The organism is Micromonospora siamensis, from assembly GCF_900090305.1.
Taxonomy (GTDB): domain Bacteria; phylum Actinomycetota; class Actinomycetes; order Mycobacteriales; family Micromonosporaceae; genus Micromonospora; species Micromonospora siamensis.
The window spans coordinates 987,287-1,005,874 of record NZ_LT607751.1 but is presented as its reverse complement, the minus strand read 5'-3'; the positions used below and the strand labels follow the sequence as shown (position 1 = coordinate 1,005,874).

Annotated in this window: 16 protein-coding genes and 1 riboswitch; of the genes, 8 read left to right on the top strand and 8 right to left on the bottom strand. The window is 72.9% G+C overall.

From position 1 onward, the window contains the following. The first annotated feature begins 220 nt into the window (after positions 1 to 220). A complete protein-coding gene (locus GA0074704_RS04700) occupies positions 221 to 1,174 on the top strand; it encodes a hypothetical protein (RefSeq protein ID WP_088969358.1) in 954 nt (317 codons plus the stop codon). Beyond that, the gene (locus GA0074704_RS04695; protein ID WP_088969357.1) at positions 1,174 to 2,136 is read left to right on the top strand and encodes a hypothetical protein; all 963 of its coding nucleotides are present in this window, start codon (positions 1,174 to 1,176) and stop codon (positions 2,134 to 2,136) included. The genes GA0074704_RS04700 and GA0074704_RS04695 overlap by 1 nt, the downstream gene beginning before the upstream one ends. Before the next feature lie 23 nt (positions 2,137 to 2,159). Here the strand turns inward: GA0074704_RS04695 and GA0074704_RS04690 are convergent, their stop codons facing one another. The 3 genes from GA0074704_RS04690 to GA0074704_RS04680 are packed head-to-tail and all read right to left on the bottom strand — an operon-like array spanning position 2,160 to position 4,945. Continuing rightward, on the bottom strand, positions 2,160 to 3,011 hold the full coding sequence (locus GA0074704_RS04690) for a menaquinone biosynthetic enzyme MqnA/MqnD family protein (RefSeq protein ID WP_088969356.1): 852 nt from the start codon (positions 3,009 to 3,011) through the stop codon (positions 2,160 to 2,162). A gap of 33 nt (positions 3,012 to 3,044) precedes the next feature. Then, positions 3,045 to 4,316, bottom strand: coding sequence for an MFS transporter (locus tag GA0074704_RS04685; RefSeq protein WP_088969355.1), 1,272 nt, complete (start codon positions 4,314 to 4,316; stop codon positions 3,045 to 3,047). 44 nt (positions 4,317 to 4,360) lie between these two features. Next, positions 4,361 to 4,945, bottom strand: a complete 585-nt coding sequence (locus GA0074704_RS04680) for a winged helix-turn-helix domain-containing protein (protein WP_088969354.1) — start codon at positions 4,943 to 4,945, stop codon at positions 4,361 to 4,363. A gap of 476 nt (positions 4,946 to 5,421) precedes the next feature. On the opposite strand from GA0074704_RS04680, the gene GA0074704_RS04675 reads away from it, so the two are divergent. The 4 genes from GA0074704_RS04675 (at position 5,422) to GA0074704_RS04660 (ending at position 10,084) form a co-directional block, all read left to right on the top strand. Next, positions 5,422 to 7,488 carry a HelD family protein gene (locus GA0074704_RS04675; RefSeq protein ID WP_088969353.1) on the top strand — a complete coding sequence of 689 codons (2,067 nt, stop codon included), beginning with the start codon at positions 5,422 to 5,424 and terminating at the stop codon, positions 7,486 to 7,488. Positions 7,489 to 7,569: 81 nt separating this feature from the next. Beyond that, the gene (locus GA0074704_RS04670) at positions 7,570 to 8,460 is read left to right on the top strand and encodes an ABC transporter ATP-binding protein (protein WP_088969352.1); all 891 of its coding nucleotides are present in this window, start codon (positions 7,570 to 7,572) and stop codon (positions 8,458 to 8,460) included. A gap of 10 nt (positions 8,461 to 8,470) precedes the next feature. Continuing rightward, positions 8,471 to 9,208 carry an ABC transporter permease gene (locus GA0074704_RS04665; RefSeq protein ID WP_088969351.1) on the top strand — a complete coding sequence of 246 codons (738 nt, stop codon included), beginning with the start codon at positions 8,471 to 8,473 and terminating at the stop codon, positions 9,206 to 9,208. A gap of 114 nt (positions 9,209 to 9,322) precedes the next feature. Next, on the top strand, positions 9,323 to 10,084 hold the full coding sequence (locus tag GA0074704_RS04660; RefSeq protein ID WP_088969350.1) for a VOC family protein: 762 nt from the start codon (positions 9,323 to 9,325) through the stop codon (positions 10,082 to 10,084). A 30-nt stretch (positions 10,085 to 10,114) separates the two neighbouring features. Here the strand turns inward: GA0074704_RS04660 and GA0074704_RS04655 are convergent, their stop codons facing one another. The 4 genes from GA0074704_RS04655 to GA0074704_RS04640 all read right to left on the bottom strand — a co-directional run bounded on the left by GA0074704_RS04655 (position 10,115) and on the right by GA0074704_RS04640 (position 15,090). Then, entirely contained in the window at positions 10,115 to 10,903 is a 789-nt protein-coding gene (locus tag GA0074704_RS04655) for an ABC transporter ATP-binding protein (RefSeq protein WP_172880415.1), read from the bottom strand. Beyond that, a complete protein-coding gene (locus tag GA0074704_RS04650; protein ID WP_377472276.1) occupies positions 10,900 to 11,994 on the bottom strand; it encodes a FecCD family ABC transporter permease in 1,095 nt (364 codons plus the stop codon). The genes GA0074704_RS04655 and GA0074704_RS04650 overlap by 4 nt, the downstream gene beginning before the upstream one ends. Before the next feature lie 13 nt (positions 11,995 to 12,007). After that, the gene (locus tag GA0074704_RS04645) at positions 12,008 to 12,946 is read right to left on the bottom strand and encodes an ABC transporter substrate-binding protein (RefSeq protein ID WP_088969349.1); all 939 of its coding nucleotides are present in this window, start codon (positions 12,944 to 12,946) and stop codon (positions 12,008 to 12,010) included. Between the two features lie 86 nt (positions 12,947 to 13,032). Continuing rightward, positions 13,033 to 13,171, bottom strand: a riboswitch (cobalamin riboswitch). Positions 13,172 to 13,224: 53 nt separating this feature from the next. Further along, entirely contained in the window at positions 13,225 to 15,090 is a 1,866-nt protein-coding gene (locus GA0074704_RS04640) for a M14 family zinc carboxypeptidase (protein WP_088969348.1), read from the bottom strand. 182 nt (positions 15,091 to 15,272) lie between these two features. On the opposite strand from GA0074704_RS04640, the gene GA0074704_RS04635 reads away from it, so the two are divergent. Together GA0074704_RS04635 and GA0074704_RS29640 are read left to right on the top strand one after the other, a co-directional pair. After that, the gene (locus tag GA0074704_RS04635) at positions 15,273 to 16,610 is read left to right on the top strand and encodes a C39 family peptidase (RefSeq protein WP_088969347.1); all 1,338 of its coding nucleotides are present in this window, start codon (positions 15,273 to 15,275) and stop codon (positions 16,608 to 16,610) included. A gap of 44 nt (positions 16,611 to 16,654) precedes the next feature. Continuing rightward, complete coding sequence (locus GA0074704_RS29640) at positions 16,655 to 17,995, top strand: peptidase C39 family protein (protein WP_088969346.1); 1,341 nt, start codon at positions 16,655 to 16,657, stop codon at positions 17,993 to 17,995. Between the two features lie 76 nt (positions 17,996 to 18,071). Here GA0074704_RS29640 and GA0074704_RS04625 read toward each other — a convergent pair whose 3' ends face one another. Further along, the gene (locus tag GA0074704_RS04625; RefSeq protein ID WP_157743596.1) at positions 18,072 to 18,512 is read right to left on the bottom strand and encodes a LapA family protein; all 441 of its coding nucleotides are present in this window, start codon (positions 18,510 to 18,512) and stop codon (positions 18,072 to 18,074) included. Positions 18,513 to 18,588: the final 76 nt, after the last annotated feature.

The window sequence follows — 18,588 nt, the reverse complement described above, 5'->3', positions numbered from 1 at the left end:
AAAGGTGAATCCTCCCAAGTGCGGCATAGCGGCCCATCGACCCGCCGGACCGGGCGTCGGAGTCTGGCGTGTCGCCCCTGCGGACGTAGACTTTCGGCGCAGAACGGTCGTGCCGCCGACGGTCGCCGACACGACACAGGCCACTCCCCCGGCCTGGGAGAACAGCCGATCCGGACCCAATCGCCGGCCCCCCGGCCCCCACATCTGGAGTCCTCCACTCATGCGTCCCCGCATGGCCCTGGTGCTCGCCGCCGTCGTGCTGCTGCTCGGCGGCGTGGCCCTGGCACCCACCGCGTACGCGCGACTGGTCGGCGACGATCTCGTCGCCGGCAACGGCGCCGCGGAGCGCGTGGTCGTGCCGGAGAGCACGGTCACCGGCCCGGCCACCCTGGCCGACCGCCCGGTGTCGGTGAACGTCGACGGGGAGTTCTTCTCCTGGGCGCTGCTGGACCGGACGACCGGGAAGATCTCCGGTGCCCCGAACCTCACGTCGACCAGTTCGACCGAGTCGATGATCAAGGTCTGGATCGTCTCGGACTACCTCCGGCAACTCGGCGACCAGGAGCCACCGGCCGACATGCGGCAGAACGTGGTCACCGCCATCCGGGACAGCAACGACGACGCGGCCAACGCGCTCTACAAGGCCGCCGGTGGCTCGGCCGGCATCGACCGGATGATCGCGATGTGCGGGCTGACCGACACCCACCCGGGCACCGTGCCCGGATACCTCGGTTGGTGGAGTTTCACCCAGATGTCCCCTCGGGACGCCGTTCGTCTCGGTGACTGCGTCGCCGACGGCACGGCCGCCGGGCCGAAGTGGACCGGCCTGGTGCTCGACGAGATGTCGAAGGTCCGTGGGACGGTCGACGAGCAGCAGAAGCGCTCCGGCGGCGGTCGATGGGGCATCATCGACGGGCTACCCTCGTCGATCACCGATCAGACCCGGGTCAGCATCAAGAACGGTTGGACCCCGTTGCAGTACGACGGCAACTGGCACGTGAACTGCCTCGCCGTGACCGACAAGTGGAGCCTCGCAGTGATGATGCGGTACCCGACCGAGAACGGTCTGACCTACGGCGCGAAGGTCTGCGCAAGCGTGGCCGCCCAACTGGTGACCCCGCAGCAGCCGGGCACCGCCTCGAAGGCGCCGCAGCAGCCGGCCGGGCAGCTCTGATGGCGGGCAACCGACGCGCGCCCCGGCGGCGCGGCCGCACCTCGCCGCTGCTCTTCGGGGCGATCGCGGTCACCCTGGTCGGGCTGGTGCTGGTCTCCCTGCGATTCGTCCCCGGCTCGCCGCTGGCCGCCGCCGCCCCGGGCTGGACCGGCGCCTCGCCGACGAACGGTCGGGCCGGCGGCGCGCCGCCCGACCGCAGCAAGCGCCCGTCCGCCCGCCCGTCCCCCACGCCCTCGCCGACCCCGTCGCTGGAGCCGCTGCCGTTCCAGGCCCGCTCGCTGACCAGCCTCGGCATCAAGGGCTGGTACTCGTGGAGCGTGCTGGACACCCGGACCGGAAAGTTCATCGGCTCGGCGAACCAGGCGCAGACCAGCACCACCGCCTCGATGATCAAGGCGTGGATCGTCGCCGACTACCTGCGGCGCACCGCGGAGGCGGGCGACACGCCGAGTGACGCCCGGCTGGCCGACGCCACGAAGATCATCCGGGACAGTGACAACACCCGGGCCGAGCAGTTCTACAACCTGGTCGGCCGGTCGCCGTCGATCAAGCGGCTGATCGCCACCTGCGACCTGACCGACAGCAAGCCGGCCGCCGACGGTGGCTGGAGCCGGACGAACCTCTCGCCGCGGGACACCGCCCGGATGGGGCTGTGCATCAAGGACGGTCGGGCGGCCGGCCCGAAGTGGACGAAGTGGCTGCTGAACGAGATGCGGCTGGTGCGCGCCCCGGGCGACTTCGGCATCCGCAAGGCGTTCCCGGCCGCCGAGCAGAAGAAGATCGCCATCAAGAACGGGTGGATCGACCGGCAGCGCGAGCAGGAGGACCACATCAACTGCCTGGCGATCGGTGACACCTGGACGATGGGCGTGATGGTCCGCTACCCGATCAACCTGGGCTTCGAGTACGGCATGCAGAACTGCCAGAAGATCACGAAGGCGCTGCTCCGCCCGACGGTCTGATCGGCCGGCCTCCGCCGGGCCGGTCAGCCGGCGAAGAACTCCGGGCCGCCCTCGGGCAGCGGCGGGGCCTCGCCGATCGCGGCCGCCCGGCGGGCGAACTCGCGCACCCCGGCCACCTGTCGCTCGCCCAGCGAGAAGTCCAGCGTGCGGAAGTAGTTCGCCAGGGTCGCCGCGTCGAACGTCTCCCACCGGGCCGCCGCCTCGGCGACCTGGTCCAGCTCGGCCAGGCAGAGGTCGCGCGAGCGCAGGAACGCCTCGTGCACCTCCTTGACCAGGCCGGGATGGGCGGCGGCGAAATCGCGGCGGACCGCCCAGACGGCAAAGACCATCGGCAGGCCGGTCCACTCCCGCCAGGCCTGCCCGAGGTCGGTCACCTCGAGGCCCCGGCGGGGCGCCTCGTGCAGGGCGCGCAGCGCCACGTCGCCGATCAGCACCCCCGCGTCGGCCTCCAGCAGCATCTGGGTCAGGTCGGGCGGGCAGCGGAAGTACTCCGGCCGGACCCCGTACCGCTCGCCGAGCAGCAGCTGGGCCAGGAGCACCCCGGTCCGTGAGGTCGAGCCGAGCGCCACCGGACGGCCGTCCAGCTCGTCGAGGGGCCGGGTGGAGACCATGTTGACCGAGAGCACCGGGCCGTCGCTGCCGACCGCCAGGTCGGGCAGGAGCAGCAGCTCGTCGGCGTGCCGGAGGTATTCGACCTGGGAGATCGGGCCGATGTCCAGGTCACCGGCGACCAATGCGGCGTTGAGCCGGTCCGGCGAGTCCTTGTGCAGGTCGACGTCGAGGAGCGCGCCGGAGCGCATCAGGCCCCAGTAGATCGGCAGGCAGTTCAGGAACTGGATGTGCCCGACCCGGGGACGTGCCACGCGCTCAGCCATGCCCCGACCGTATCTCCGCCGTCCGTCGCGGGCTCACCGGGCGGCCCCGGGAGTGGCCAACTCCGCACCCGACCGGTCGACGTGCGTCGTCACGTCGGGCCCGGCCCGCCGGGCCGCCCGGGCGACCACCGGCACGAACGCGGCCACCACCAGCAGACCGGCCACACCGAGGCCGGCGATCACCGGCCGGGTCGGCAGCACGGTCAGCAGCACACCGCCGATCAGGTAGCCGGCCATCGAGCCGCCCTGCACGGCCGCGCCGTTGACCGCGTACGCCCGGCCGCGCGCCGCCTCCGGCACCCGCCGGGCGGTGAGCACGTTGGCGAAGACGTTGTCACCGCCGTTGGCCACCCCGCCGACCAGCCAGAGCGGGATCAGCAGACCGGCCGCCGGCACGAACGCGGCGAGCACCACCATCAGGGCGCATCCGCCCAGCGTGCCGAGCACACCGCGGACCAGGGCGCCGTCGTCGGTGAGTCGGCCGGCCAACCGGGCGGCCAGCCAGCCTCCGGGCAGCATGCCCGCCATCCAGGCCGCGCCGACCAGGCCGTACATCGTGGCCGACGAGTCCAGGGTCTCCCGGATGAAGAAGACCTCGATCACGTTGATACCGCCGATCGCGGTGATCACCGTCGCGGTGGTCACCACCATCGCCAGCATCAACGGGTCCCGGCGCAGTCGCCACACCGGTGCCGAGGCCTCGGCCGTGGCGACGGCGGTGACAGTCCGCCGACCGCCCCGGCGGGTGCGCAGCAGCAGGCCGGCGGCGACCAGCGCGAGGTAGCTCGCCGCGTCCAGCAGCAACGGCACCCGGGTGCCGAACTGGCCGACCAGGAGCCCGGCGAGCACCGGGCCGCCGAGCGCGCCGACCGAGACGGCGGTCTGGTGGATCGCGCTGGCCCGGGGCAGGTCGTCCCGTCGCACCATGGCCGGCAGCAGCGCCGCCAGACAGGGCTGGGTCACCGCGAGGCCGCAGGCCAGCAGCGCGACCAGCGCCACGACGAGGGCCGGGTGTTCGGCGTACGCCAGCAGCAGGCAGATCCCGGACTGAACGGCGCCCACGGTTGCCAGCAGGGTGCGGCTGTCGTACCGGTCGACGAGTCGCCCGGTCAGCGGGGCGAGCAGCACCAGCGGGAGGGTGGCGGCCAGCAGCAGGCCGGAGACGGCGAGACCACCGGCGCCGGCGCCCTGGAGGGCGAGCGCGAGGGCGGTGGCGGCGAGGAACTCCCCGCAGATGGTGGTGCCGCGGGCGGTGGCGGCGATCCAGACGTCGGACCAACGCGAAGCGTCAGTTGTGAAGGGCATACTTCGAAAATAATCCTTCACAACTGATCGACACAAGACCCGCGCTACGGCAGCGGCACCACCTTGTACTGCACGGCCACCGTGCGGGCCCCAGCCGGCGGGTCGGCCCGCCGGGTCCGCTGTCGGTACGGGGCGAGCAGCTCCATCACCTTGTCGTTCAGCTCCGCCAACTCCTCGGCCGTCATGAGCAGCAGCGAGTCGTTGAACAGAGTCGCCGCGTACCACTCGGGTGGCTCGTCACCGGCGCGCCGCAACCAGTCCCGGGTCCGCTCCGCGTCCCGTGCGGTGTGCGCCTCCACCAGGGTCGCCTCCGCGGCCCGAGCCTCCGGGCCCGCATCGCGGCCGGCGTCGACCATCCAGCTCTGACTGACGGTGCGCCAGACCCGCTCCCGCGCGTCCCCCCGGCTCGGCGCCTGCTCCACCAGCCCGAACCGGGCCAGCGCCCGGAGGTGGTAGCTGGTCGCACTCGGTGACAGGCCGACGAGTTCCGCGCACTCGGTGGCGGTCGCGCCGCCCTCCAGCGTGCTGAGATGTTCCATGATCGACAGCCGGGCCGGATGGGCCAGCGCCCGCATCACCTGCGGGTCGCTGATCGTCATCCGGCGCTGCTCGGGGCGCGCCTCCGTCATCCCCCCATGATCCCGCGCCGCGCGGAAACGTAACGCCCGCCCGGTGAGGGGAGGCCGGAGGCATCTCGCCAGCGGTGGGCAAGTACCGCGTCGGCGCCTACAGACTTGAGAGCACGGACGACTCAGACACCCGCCCCCGCCCTGCGGCGTGTTTAGCCCGGGACTGGACGGCCCCGCGGCCCCGCAGCTCGGCGGCCCCGCAGCTCGGCGGCCCCGGCGGCGTGTTCCGATCCCGTGAGTCGTCCACGCTCTCAGGTCTGTAGGCGCTCACCCGGCACACCCACGCCCCGCGTGCGGAGGCGACCTCCCCACGCGGGCCAGTAAAATCAGGTGGAGAGAGGTGGCCGGGTCGGCTAACGTTGATGGCCGCCTGACGGCCGGGGTGTGACGACACCGCAGCGGACGTCCCGCGCCGGGCGCCGGCCATCCGCCCCCGGAGACGCGAGCGACCAGCGAGCCATCCGTGAGGACCCACCGTGTCCCTGACCGAACTCGACACCGACCTCCACGCCGAACGCGCCCACCTGGACGCCTCCCGGGCCGCGCTGCGCCGGATGCGCGAGCGGGCCGAGGCCCTCTTCGCCACCGGCGACCGGGTCGCCGGGGACGCGTACACCGCCGAGCAGCTCGGCCGGCACATGGCCCGGCGGGTCAAGGAGCTGGCCGACGACCCGACCACCCCGCTCTTCTTCGGCCGGCTCGACTTCGGCGACCGCGACCCGGACCACGCCGGGCGGGAGTACCACGTCGGCCGCCGGCACGTCACCGACGACCTGGGCGAACCCCTGGTGCTGGACTGGCGCGCCCCGGTCTCCCGGTCGTTCTACCGGGCCAGCGCCCGCGATCCGCAGGGAGTGGCCGTCCGGCGCCGGTTCGGGTTCAGCGCCGGCACGCTGACCAGCTTCGAGGACGAGCACCTCGACCGGGGCGAGGAGCTCGGCACCGCCAGCCGCATCCTCACCGCCGAGATCGAACGGCCGCGCGTCGGGCCGATGCGGGACATCGTCGCCACCATCCAGCCCGAGCAGGACGAGCTGGTCCGCGCCGACCTGGCCGACTCGATCTGCGTACAGGGGGCGCCGGGCACCGGCAAGACGGCCGTCGGGCTGCACCGGGCCGCGTACCTGCTCTATCTGCACCGCGAGCGGCTGCGCCGTTCCGGCGTGCTGATCGTCGGGCCGAACCGGGCGTTCCTGTCGTACATCGCCGCGGTGCTGCCCGCGCTCGGCGAGGTGGAGGTCGCCCAGGCCACCGTCGAGGACCTGGTCGAGCGGGTGCCGGTCCGGGCGGTCGACCCGCCGGCCGCGGCGACCCTCAAGCACGACGTGCGGATGGCCGAGGTGTTGCGCCGGGCCGTCGAGGCGCACATCGGCGACCCCACCGAGCCGATCATGGTCTCCGACGGCTCGTTCCGCTGGCGGATCGGCCTCGACCCGCTGCACCGGGTGGTCACCGAGACCCGCGCGGAAGGGCTGCCGTACGCCACCGGCCGCGAGCGGGTCCGGGCCCGGGTGGTGGGGCTGCTGCAACGCCAGGCCGAGGCGCGGCGGGCCGAGTCACCCAGCGACGTCTGGCTGCGCCGGATGGGCAAGGCCGCACCGGTCACCGGCTTCCTCGACGCGGTCTGGCCGGCGCTCACCCCCGACGGCCTGCTGCACACGCTGCTCACCGACCCCGACGCGCTCGCCACCACCGCCGACGGGCTGCTCACCGCCGACGAGCAGGCGCTGCTCCTCGGCCGGGCGCCCGGGCCGGTCCCGAACGGCTCGCGGACCGGCGGGACGAAGCTCGGTCGTACCCCGAAGGCCACCCGGTGGACCGCCGCGGACGCCGTACTGATCGACGAGGCCGCCGGGCTGCTGGAACGGCCGGCCGGCTTCGGACACGTGGTGGTCGACGAGGCGCAGGACCTCTCCCCCATGCAGTGCCGAGCCATCGCCCGGCGCAGCGAGCACGGCTCGATCACCCTCCTCGGCGACCTCGCCCAGGGCACCGCCCCGTGGGCCGCCCGGGACTGGCGGGAGAGCCTGGCCCACCTGGGCAAGCCGGACGCCGCCGTGGTCCCGCTGAGCGTCGGCTTCCGGGTGCCCGCCGCCGTGGTGGCCTTCGCCAACCGGCTGCTGCCGGCACTCGCCGTTGACGTGCCCCCGGCGGAGTCGCTGCGCCGCGACGGGACGCTGGACGTGCGTACCGTCGACGACCTGGTGGCCGCGACGGTGGCCGAGGTGCGGGCGGCGCTCGCGCACGACGGCTCGGTCGGCGTGATCGCCGCCGACGACACGGTCGACCGGATCCGGACGGCGCTCGCCGACGCCGGCGTGCCGACCGCGACCGCCGACGACGTCGACGCCGCGGAGCGGGTCACCGTCGTCCCGGCGACCCTGGTCAAGGGCCTGGAGTACGACCACGTCGTGGTCGTCGAACCGGCCGCGATCGTGGCCGCCGAGCCGCGCGGCCTGCACCGCCTCTACGTGGTGCTCACCCGGGCGGTGTCCCGCCTCGCCGTCCTGCACCACGCCCCGCTTCCCGCCCCGCTGGGGTGATCGGGGACAGCGGGGATGGCGACGGGACGGTACAACGAAGGGCGGCAGATCCGACCGGGACCGCAACCCCGAAGGAGCCCCATGATCCTCGCGCACGCCCAGCAGGTCACCCGACGGTACGGCGAGGTGCTCGCCCTGGACCGGGTCGACCTGACCGTCCGCGCCGGTGAGCTCGTCGGCCTGCTCGGGCCGAACGGCGCCGGCAAGAGCACCCTGATCAACCTGCTGGTCGGGCTGCGCCACCCCACCGCCGGGCGGGTCGAGCTGTTCGGCGGCGACCCGCGCGACCCGGCCTCCCGCCGCGCCCTCGGGGTCACCCCCCAGGAGACCGGCCTGCCCGGCACGCTGCGGGTCGGTGAGGTGGTCGACTTCGTCTCCGCGCACTTCCCCGACCCGGTGCCCCGCGCCGAGCTGCTCGACCGGTTCGGCCTCGCCGAGCAGGTACGCCGGCAGACCGGAGGGCTCTCCGGCGGTCAGCGGCGCCGGCTCGCCGTGGCGCTGGCCTTCGTCGGCCGGCCCCGGCTGGTGGTGCTGGACGAGCCGACCACCGGACTGGACGTGGCGGCCCGGCACACCCTGTGGGAGGCGATCCGGGCGTTCCACGCCGAGGGCGGGACGGTGCTGCTGAGCAGCCACTACCTGGAGGAGGTCGAGGCGCTGGCCCAGCGGGTGGTGGTGATCGGCCGGGGGCGGGTGCTCGCCGACGACACGGTCGCCGCGATCCGCGGCATCGTCGGGGTGCACCGGGTCAGCTTCGTCGCCGACGAGCTGCCCGACCTGCCCGGCGTGGTGGCCACCGAACGCACCGACGGCCGGACCCACCTGCTCACCACCGACGCCGACCAACTGGTCCGTGAGCTGGTCGGCGCCGGGGTGCCGTTCCGTGACCTGGAGGTGCGTCCGACCTCCCTGGAGGAGGCGTTCCTCGCCATCACCGCCGACCGTGCCGACGTCGCGACCGCGAGCGCCTGAGGAGCCGACCGTGCCACTCGCCTTGGTCCACGCCCGCTACCAACTCCTGGAGACCGTCCGGATCCCGGTCGCGGTGGTCGGCAGCGCGTTCTTCCCCGCCGCCACCATGCTCTTCTTCGTGGTGCCGTTCGCCGGTGACGACGCGGTGGGCGCCACGTACGCCACCGCCGCCATGATCACCTTCGCGGTGATGAGCGCCAACATCTTCCAGTACGGCATCGGCGTCGCCGAGGACCGCAACCAGCCCTGGGATCCGTACACCCGGACCTTGCCGACGGGTCCGGCGGTGCGGTTCACCGGCCGGATCCTGGCCGGGGTGGTGTTGACCTACCTGAGCATGCTGCCGGTGGTGGTGATCGCGGCGGTGGCCACCGCCGCCCGGGTCACCCCGGTGCAGCTGCTGCTCGGTGCCCTCGGCGTGGCCGTGGTGTCGGCGCCGTTCACCCTGCTCGGGCTCGCCATCGGCTACTCGCTGCCGAGTCGGGCCGCGACCGTGGTCGCGCAGGTGGTCTTCTTTCCGCTGGCGTTCGGCGGCGGGCTGCTCTCCGGGCCGGACGACGCGCCGGGCTTCGTCCGCACGATCGCGCCCTACCTGCCCACCCGGGGCGCGGTGGAGCTGATGTGGGCGGCGGTGACCGACCGCCGGCCGGACCCGCTGGCCCTGGTCATGCTGGGGGTCTGGATCGTGGTGCTGGCCGCGGTGGCCGGCTGGGCGTACCGGCGGGACCAGGGTCGCCGGTTCCGCTGACGTTTCGCCCGATTCCGCCCCGCCCGGGCCGGTGCCGGTGCCACGATGCCGGCAGGGCGTGCCGTCCCGGTCGCCTCCGGCCTGCGGGCCGTGCTGCGGCCGAGAGGGGTTCCCGTGAGCGGCGTCGAGCCCGGTACGCCCTGCTGGGCCGACCTGGCCACCCCCGACCTGAACGGTGCGAAGCGCTTCTATCCCGAGCTGTTCGGCTGGACCGGGCGGGTGGCGCCGCAGCCGGAGGCCGGCGGCTACACCACCTTCCTCGCCGACGGGCGGGCGGTCGCCGGGGCGGGTCCGCCGGCCACCCCCGACCAGGTGCCGATCTGGTCGACGTACGTGGCCACCGACGACGCCGACCTGGCGGCCACCCGGGTCGAGGCGGCCGGCGGGCAGGTGCTGGTCACCCCGTTCGACGTCTTCGACCAGGGGCGGATGGGCGTCTTCGCCGACCCGGCCGGCGCGGTGTTCAGCGTCTGGCAGCCGATGCGGACGCGCGGCGCGGAGCTGTTCAACGCCCCCGGGTCGATGTGCTGGAACGAGCTGGTCAGCCCCGACCCGGAGGGCGCGAAGGCCTTCTACGAGCTGGTCTTCGGCTGGCACCCCGAGGACCGCGAGGTGGACGGGGTGACCTGGACGGGTTGGCGGTGCGGGGCGCGGATCGTCGCCGGGATGACCCCACCGTTGGGTGACGGCTATCCCGCGGACCTGCCGGCGTACTGGTCGGTGTGGTTCGCGGTGGCGGACGCCGATGCCACGGCGGCCCGCGCCGCCGAGCTGGGCGGCACGATCCTGGTGCCGCCGCGGGACATCGCGCAGGGCCGGCAGGCCGCCCTCCGCGACCCGGCCGGCGCGCTCTTCTCGATCATCGCCCTCGCCTGAGGCCGGGGTGTCGACCGGGGGTTCCTGCTCTCACCCCCGGCGGACCGGGACGACGAGGGGGCCGTGCTCGCCGGGGACGACCCGGACGTTGGCCCGGTAGTGGCGGGCGAGCAGCTCCTCGGTGAGCACCTCGGCCGGCGGGCCGGCCGCCACCACCCGGCCGGCGTCCAGGAGGACCAGGCGGTCGGCGTACTCGCCGGCGATGGAGAGGTCGTGCATGGTGGCGAGCACGGTCAGCCCGTGCTCGCGGCGGAGCTGGTCGACCAGCTCCAGCACCTCCTGCTGGTGGCCGATGTCCAGGGCGCTGGTCGGCTCGTCGAGCAGCAGCAGGGTGGCGCCCTGGGCGAGCGCCCGGGCCAGGAAGACCCGCTGCCGTTCCCCGCCGGAGAGGGTGGCCAGCTCCCGGCCGTGGAAGGCGCCCAGATCCAGCCGGGCCAGCACGTCGTGCACGGCGGCCAGGTCGGCGGCGGACTCCCGGCCCAGCGGGGCGATGTACGGGGTGCGCCCGAGCAGCACGTAGTCCAGCACCGACATGCCGGCCGGCACCGCCGGGGACTGCGCGACGGTGGCCACCACCCGGGCCCGCTGGCGGGGTTTCAGGGCACGGATCGGCGTACCGAAGAGGGTGACGGCGGCCCCGGCGGGCAGCAGGCCGCCGACGGCGCGCAACAGGGTCGACTTGCCGGCGCCGTTCGGGCCGATCACGGTGACCCACTCGCCGGCCGCCACGGTCAGGTCCACGCCGGTGAGGATCGGCACCCGGTCCAGGGTGACGTGCAGGCCCCGCACCTCGACGGCCGCCGGCTCGCGCCCGGTCACGGGAAGACCCGCCGGGCGGTACGCAGGATCAGCACGAAGAACGGGCCGCCGAGCAGCGCGGTGACCACGCCGATCGGGATCTCCTGCGGGGCGGCGGCGGTCCGGGCCACCACGTCGGTCAGGGCGAGGAACGCGCCGCCGAAGAGCATGGAGAGCGGCAGTACCACCCGGTAGCTGGAGCCGGCGAGCATCCGTACGGTGTGCGGCACGATGACCCCGACGAAGCCGATCAGGCCGGAGGCGGAGACCGCGGCGGCGGTGCCCAGCGAGGCGGCGGCGATCAGCAGGTAGCGGGAGCGCTGTGGGTGCAGCCCGAGGCTGGTCGCCTCGTCGTCGCCGAGGGAGAGCACGTCGAGTTCCCGCCGGTGCAGCAGCACCACCACGGCGGTGACCGCGAAGTACGGCAGGACCAGCCGCACGTCGGACCAGCCGGCGGTGGCGAGCCGGCCGAGCAGCCAGGAGTAGACCGGCTGGATGCTGTCGGCGTGCCGCTGGAGCAGGTACGTCTGCCCGGCGGCGAGGAACGCGGAGACGGCCACCCCGGCCAGGATCAGGGTGGCCGGGGAGCGGTCCCGCCCGCCGGCCGCCCCGAGCAGGTACGTCATCAGCACCGCCCCGAGGGAGCCGACGAACGCGGCCAGCGGCACGGTCAGCGACATCCCGCTGAACACCTCGACGTCGGCCCCGAGGACGATCGCCACGGTCACCGCGAGTCCGGCGCCGGCCGCCACGCCCAGCAGGTACGGGTCGGCGAGCGGGTTGCGGAACACCCCCTGGTACGCGCCGCCGGCGAGGGCGAGCAGCGCGCCGACCAGCAGTCCGAGCACCGCCCGGGGCAGTCGCAGCTCGGTGACGATGGCGATCTCGCCGGCGCTGAGCCCGCTGTCCAGGTGCACCCCGGGCAGCAGGTTGAGCAGTTCGACGGCGACGCTGCCGGCCGGCAGGCTGACCGGTCCCAGCGAGACGCCGGCGACCAGCGCGACCAGCACGGCGGCGACGCCGGCGACCAGCCAGCGCAGCCGCAGCCCGGCCGGCCGGGGCGTGCGGGACGCCCCGGCCGGCCGGTCGGACTCCGTGGGTCGCACGGTCACCGGTGGTGGACCGTCACGCGGGAACCTTGGCGACCGCGTCGACGATCGCGCGGACCTGGTCGACGACGCGCGGGCCCCAGCGGGAGGCGATGTCGTCGTCGAGGGCGACCACCTGGTTGTTCTTGACGGCGGTGAGGCCGGCCCAGCCGCTGCGCGCCTTGATCTTGTCAGGCGACTGCTGGCAGCACCTGGTGTCGGCGAGGAAGACGAAGTCGGGGTCGGCCTTGACGATGACCTCCTGGGAGAGCTGCGGGTAGCCCATCGCCTTGCCGTCGGCGTCGGAGGCGTCGGCGATGTTCTCCAGGCCGGCCAGCGCGTAGAGCGAGCCGATGAAGGTCTTGCTGGTGGCGGTGTAGAGCTCCGGGCCCAGCTCGTGGAAGTAGGTCAGCTTCTCCGACCGCTGCGGCAGGTCCTTGACCAGCTTGGCGATGTCGTCCTTCATCCGCTTCGTCAGGTCGGCGGCCTCGGTGGGGTGACCGGTGAGGGTGCCCAGGTCGGTGATCTGCCGGTAGGTGTCGTCCAGGGTGTTGGCGGCGGGGGCGAGCAGCACCGGGATCTTCAGCTTGGTGAGCTGGTCGACGATCTTGTTGGTGTCGTTGGAGAGCACCACCAGGTCGGGGATCTTGCCGGCGATCGCCTCGGCGTTGGGCTGGAAGCCGGACAGGTCGCTCTTGGGCGCCTCGGCGGGGTAGTTCGACTGGTCGTCGACCGCGGTGACCTGCTTGCCGGCGCCGATGGCGAAGAGCATCTCGGTCGCGGTCGGCGACATCGAGACGATCTTCTCGGGGCGCTTGGTCAGGGTCAGCTTGCCGACGGTGGCGGGGAAGCTGGCGGCCGGGGAGTTCCCGCCGGCAGCGGGGGTGGTGTCCGAGCTCTTCTCGGCGCAGGCGCCGAGGGTCAGCGCGGCGGCCGTGAGCAGGGCGGCGAACACCCGGGGGGTACGTCTGGACATCGGTCCTCCTGTCGGTCGAGGAGCGTGGTGCTTCGCCGACAGGGGGGGCAGGGGCCGCCCGTCCGCGAGGCGCCCTTCCTCGAGAGCGCGTGTCGCGATCGTCCGCAGGCGACCTGGCTCGTCCCCACCCGTGTCCGGGCGGGGCATCACAGTTGCGGGACAGCGCCGGTTTCCCACCGGCTTCGCTGCGGGACGATCCGTGCCACGGTAGCGCACGCGTGGTGACCGGCAGTGGGGTGGCGGGGCCCCGAGGGGGTCGGGGCCCCGCCGGTGGGTGGTCAGGACGCGGTGATGGTGACGTTGTCCACGGCCGCCTCGACCAGGCTGGCCGTCGACGCGTCGGCGGCGTCGACCTGGATCCGGACGGACTGCCCGGCGTACGGGGTGAGGTCGAGGTTCGACAGCGTCCAGGCGCCGTTGCGGTTGGTGGCCGCCCCGGCGACGTTGAGCAGGGCGGTGGTGCCGCCGTTGTGGATCACGCTCACCCGGAAGTAGTCGGCGGACGACGCGTTCGAGCCGTGCGCCAGGTACCAGGCCAGCGAGAGGGTGAGCGTGCCGCTCGACGGGAGGGTCACGGCCGGGGAGCGGGCGCTGGTCACCCCGCCGTCGACGTCGTAGTCACCCGCCGAGGTGCCGGCCAGCCGACCGGTGACCAGGTCGTTGCTGCCCGCGTACGGCGTGAGCTGCTTGGCCCCCGACGAGCTGGTGGCCTGCGCGGCGCCGCGTTCCCACTGGCCGGTGGTGGCGGTGTCGGTGCCGGCCGGGTTGGTCGTCCAGCCGGTCGCGGTCTCGAAGGTGTCCGACCAGACGGTGGTGCCGCCCCCGCCGGTGCCGCAGTACTGCGCCTGCTTCCCGATCACCCGGTACGGGCAGTCGGCGTACTCCGACAGCAGCAGGACGGCCTCCTTGTTGCGGGAGGTCTGGGCGGGGATCACCTCGTCGGGCGGGTAGAAGCCGCCGCCGCTGGACGACCCCGGGTACATCTCGAAGGTGTACGCCCAGATGCCGTGGGTCGCCCACATCCAGTCGATGCTGGTGCCGTCGGCGATGTACAGGTCGCTGGACTGCTCCGGGGTGTAGTTGTTGGTGGCCGCCATCTGCTGGCCGAGGGTGGCGAAGGTGTTGTACTGGTCGGCGTTCATCCCGGTGGCGGTGTTCGCGGTGGTGTAGCCGTACGGCCAGAGCACCAGCTCGGAGTACGTGTGGAAGTCGATGTTCGCTTTGATCTGCTGCACCCCGCCGACCACCCGGCTGTTGACGAAGTTGCGCAGCGCGGACGTCTCCGGCGCGGAGAAGGCGGACGGGCCACGGTAGGTGTCCGACGAGGTGGAGCCGGACGAGCCGCCGCAGCAGCCCCACTGGTACGACCAGTTCCGGTTCAGGTCGGTCCCGACGTACGACGAGCCGCTGTTGGGCTGCCGGTTCTTCCGCCACGACCGGTACGACCCGGTGGCGATGTCGTACTCGCTGCCGTCGGGGTTGACGGTGGGGACGATCCAGATCTCCCGCGAGTTGACGATGTTGGTGATCCGGGAGTCGGTGCCGTAGTTGTCGGTGAAGAGGTTGAGCAGGTAGATCGCCATCTCGACGGTCAGGTGCTCGCGGGCGTGCTGCTGGGCGTTGAAGAGGATCTCCGGTTCGTTCTCGTCGGTGCCGACGTTGTCGGAGATCTTCACCGCCATCAGGTCCCGGCCCTCGTACGAGGTGCCGATGCTGATCCGCCGGGCGATGGTCGGGTGGTCGGCGACCACCTGGTTCACCAGCGTGTTCAGCTCGGCGTAGTCGTGGTAGTTGGAGTCGGCGGACGGGAACGCCTGGGTGCCGACGTCGCCGGACGGCGCGGGTGTGGTCTCGCGTTCCAGGGTGAAGCCGAGGCGCTGGATGGCCGCGACCTCTCTTCGGGTGGCCGAGACGTACAACCGGCCGTCCTCGACCAGGTCGATGGCGGCGCCGGTGCGGGCGACGGCGTCCCGGTCGGCGAGGGTGCGGGGGCCGACGACCCGGTAGGCGACGGCGGCCGGTTCGGCGCCGCGGTCCGGCGCCGGCCGTGCGGAGACCGGGGTGCCGGCGAGGGTGACGAGGCCGAGCCCGGCGGCGAGGGCGAGCGCCAGGCGGCGGCGGAGGGTGGGCGTGCGGAGGGCCATGGATAACCTCCTCGGGGTCCTTGCGCACACTTCACCTGATCAATCAATTCAGATCAATATCGAGGCGTCATCCCGACCGGATCCTCACACCGGCAACAATTTTCCATGCTTCGAACCCTGGCGAAACTTCCCTCCGGGCGGGACAGTGAACGGCAAGGACGCCTCAGCACTGTGGAGCTGCCATGGTCACGAACCCCCTGCGCACGGCCGCCCTCGCCGGCCTCACCGCGCTCACCCTGCTCGCCACCACGACACCGGCCGGCGCCACCCGGCCCGTCCCGGGCACGACCACCGTCACCCACGACGAGCAGATCACCTGGCAGGGCTGGTCCGGCACCACCCTCGGCACCGGCACCACCGCCGGCACCACCGTCACCGCGACCGGCCTCGCCCTCGGCACGCCGGTCGGCACCACCCAGTACCGCGACCCGCACACCGGCACCCGGCGCACCTGGGCGTACGGCACCTGGACCTCGCCGCTCACCCAGGTCGGCTTCGGCGCCACCGAGCTGGTCGCCTCGTGGAACGCCGACACCCCCGCCGGCACCTGGCTCCAGGTCGAGGTCCAGGGCACCTACACCACCGGCAGCCGCACCCCCTGGTACGTGCTGGGCCGCTGGGCCTCCGGCGACACCGACATCAAGCGGACCAGCGTCGACAAGCAGGGCGACAAGACCTCCAGCGTCTGGACCGACACCCTCGCCGTCGATGACCCGGCCGCCGGGGTGCTGCTGCGGGCGTACCAGCTCCGGCTGACCCTCTACCGCGACCCGACCCGGACCGTCACGCCGGTGGTCCGCTCGGTCGGTGCGATGAGTTCGGCCGTGCCCGACCGGTTCTCCGTCACCCCCAGCGCCGGCGGGATCGCCTGGGGCACCGAACTGGCCGTGCCGCGCTACTCGCAGGAGATCCACGCCGGCCAGTACCCCGAGTACGACAACGGCGGCGAGGCGTGGTGCTCCCCCACCTCCACCGAGATGCTGGTCGAGTACTGGGGCCGCAAGCCTTCCGCCGCCAACCTCGCCTGGGTGAACCCGGCCTACGCCGACCCGGCCGTGGACCACGCCGCCCGCATGGTCTTCGACTACCAGTACGACGGCGCCGGCAACTGGCCCTTCAACACCGCGTACGCGGCCAGCTTCCCGGGGCTGGAGGCGAAGGTGACCCGGCTGCACTCGCTGGACGAGCTGGAACACTTCATCGCCGCCGGCATCCCCGTCGCCACCAGCGTCTCCTTCCTCGCCAGCGAGCTGGACGGCGCCGGCTACGGCACCTCCGGGCACCTGATGACGGTGATCGGCTTCACCGCGACCGGCGACGTGATCGCCAACGACCCGGCCTCGCCGACCAACGACGCGGTCCGGCACGTCTACCAGCGCGGCCAGTTCGAGCAGATCTGGCTGCGCACCAAGCGGACCACCGCCAGCGGCGGCACCGGCAGTGGGTCCGGCGGAATCGTCTACCTGATCAAGCCCACCGGCGTCGCCTGGCCGCAGGTCGACGGCTCCACCAACTGGTGACACCGGACACCTCTCCCCCGTTCACCTCACCTCGCGGAGTTCCCATGGTCAAACCGAACCTGCGCGCGGTCGCCCTCGCCGGCGTGACCGCGCTCACCCTGCTCGCCACCACCGCCCCGGCCCGGGCCGACAACAATCTGCCCGTGCCCACCCACGACGATCAGATCACCTGGCAGGAATGGTCCAGCCACCCCGACTGGCGTACCGGCGAACACCACGGGACGTACGCGATCCCGGGCCACCGCACCGGGATCACCATCGGCGAGCCGGCCGGCACAGGCGAGTTCACCGACGAACACAGCGGCACCACCCGCACCTGGGAGTACGCCACCTGGACCTCCCCGCAGCGGCAGGTCGGCTTCGACGCCACCGAACTGGTCGCGTCCTGGAACGCCGAGACCCCGGCCGGCACCTGGATCCAGGTCGAGCTCCAGGGCACCTACAACACCGGCGACCACACCCCCTGGTACGTGATGGGCCGCTGGGCCTCCGGCGACCAGGACATCAAGCGGGCCACCCAGGACGGGCAGGGCGACCCCTGGTCGAGCGTCTGGACCGACACCTTCGCCATCGACGACGCGAAGGCCGGCGTGCTGCTGCGGTCGTACCAGCTGAAGCTGAGCCTCTACCGCGCGCCCGGGCAGGCCGCCTCGCCCCGGGTCTGGATGCTCGGCGCGATGGCCTCCAACGTGCCGGACCGGTTCACCGTCACCCCGAGCAAGGGTGGCATCGCCTGGGGCACCGAACTGCCCGTGCCGGCCCGCTCCCAGATGATCCACCGGGGCAACTACCCCGAGTGGGGCGGCGGCGGCCAGGTCTGGTGCAGCCCCACCTCCACCACCATGGTGCTGGAGTACTACGGCCGCGGCCCGTCGGCCGCCGACCTCTCCTGGGTCACCCCCGGCTACACCGACCCGCAGGTCGCCCACGCCGCCCGGATGACCTGGGACTACGAGTACGAGGGCGCCGGCAACTGGCCGTTCAACACCGCGTACGCGGCCAGCTTCCCCGACATCGACGCGAAGGTGACCCGGCTGCACTCCCTCGACGAGGTGGAACGCTTCATCAAGGCCGGCATCCCCGTCATCACCTCGCAGTCCTTCCTCGGCACCGAGCTGGACGGCTCGAACTACGGCACCGCCGGGCACCTGTTCGTGGTGGTCGGCTTCACCGCCGACGGGGACGTCATCGTCAACGACCCCGCCTCGTCGTCCAACGCCGAGGTGCGCAACGTCTACAAGCGGGAGCAGTTCGAGCAGATCTGGCTGCGGACCAAGCGGTACCGGGCCAACGGCACGGTGGCCGGCGGTTCCGGCGGCATCGCGTACCTGATCAAGCCGGCCGACCGCCCCTGGCCGGTCGTCCCCGGCTCCACCAACTGGTGAGCTGAAAGGAGGGGCCCCTGTCAACGCATCCGGTATGGCAGGGGCCCCTCCTTGACGCCTGGACCGGTCGGCCCGGTCACGCCGATCGACGTCGGCGGGCTCGAAGCCAGGAGATCCCGAACGCGAGCCATCCCACCGCGACGACCGCCCCGACCAGGGCCATCCCGAGGACCCACAGCCAGCTCGCCCCGCCCGAGGTGGAGTACACCGACGACTCGCCACCGGTGTACTTCGCCGGTTCGGTGGCACCCGGGTCCATCCTCTCCGGCCCGTCCAGCAGCAGGACGTCCGACCGGCTCACGCCACCGTCGGCCGAGACGAAGTCGCCGTAGATCAGGCAGCCCTTCCGGCACTCGGTACGGTCCGCGGTGAACGTGCCCGTCGTTCCCTCTCCGAACTGCGCCCGCCAGGCCGGCCCCACCCCCAGGATGCCGCCACCGAGGCAGAAGACGATCACCAACGGCCCCAGCAACCAGAAGAAGGCCGCCGTTACCCAACTGCCGGATCGAGTGCTCACGGCGGCCATGCTAGGTGCCCGCCACCAGCCCGCCGTACGTGGACGGGCCACACGGGACGGCCGGGACTGCCTAGGC

Bases quoted from the DNA above. Each gene is read 5' to 3' on its own strand.
- GA0074704_RS29640 (WP_088969346.1), top strand. From the start codon at position 16,655: ATGGTCAAACCGAACCTGCGCGCGGTCGCCCTCGCCGGCGTGACCGCG.
- GA0074704_RS04635 (WP_088969347.1), top strand. From the start codon at position 15,273: ATGGTCACGAACCCCCTGCGCACGGCCGCCCTCGCCGGCCTCACCGCG.
- GA0074704_RS04645 (WP_088969349.1), bottom strand. From the start codon at position 12,946: ATGTCCAGACGTACCCCCCGGGTGTTCGCCGCCCTGCTCACGGCCGCC.
- GA0074704_RS04690 (WP_088969356.1), bottom strand. From the start codon at position 3,011: ATGGCTGAGCGCGTGGCACGTCCCCGGGTCGGGCACATCCAGTTCCTG.
- GA0074704_RS04700 (WP_088969358.1), top strand. From the start codon at position 221: ATGCGTCCCCGCATGGCCCTGGTGCTCGCCGCCGTCGTGCTGCTGCTC.
- GA0074704_RS04640 (WP_088969348.1), bottom strand. From the start codon at position 15,090: ATGGCCCTCCGCACGCCCACCCTCCGCCGCCGCCTGGCGCTCGCCCTC.
- GA0074704_RS04695 (WP_088969357.1), top strand. From the start codon at position 1,174: ATGGCGGGCAACCGACGCGCGCCCCGGCGGCGCGGCCGCACCTCGCCG.
- GA0074704_RS04680 (WP_088969354.1), bottom strand. From the start codon at position 4,945: ATGACGGAGGCGCGCCCCGAGCAGCGCCGGATGACGATCAGCGACCCG.
- GA0074704_RS04685 (WP_088969355.1), bottom strand. From the start codon at position 4,316: ATGCCCTTCACAACTGACGCTTCGCGTTGGTCCGACGTCTGGATCGCC.
- GA0074704_RS04670 (WP_088969352.1), top strand. From the start codon at position 7,570: ATGATCCTCGCGCACGCCCAGCAGGTCACCCGACGGTACGGCGAGGTG.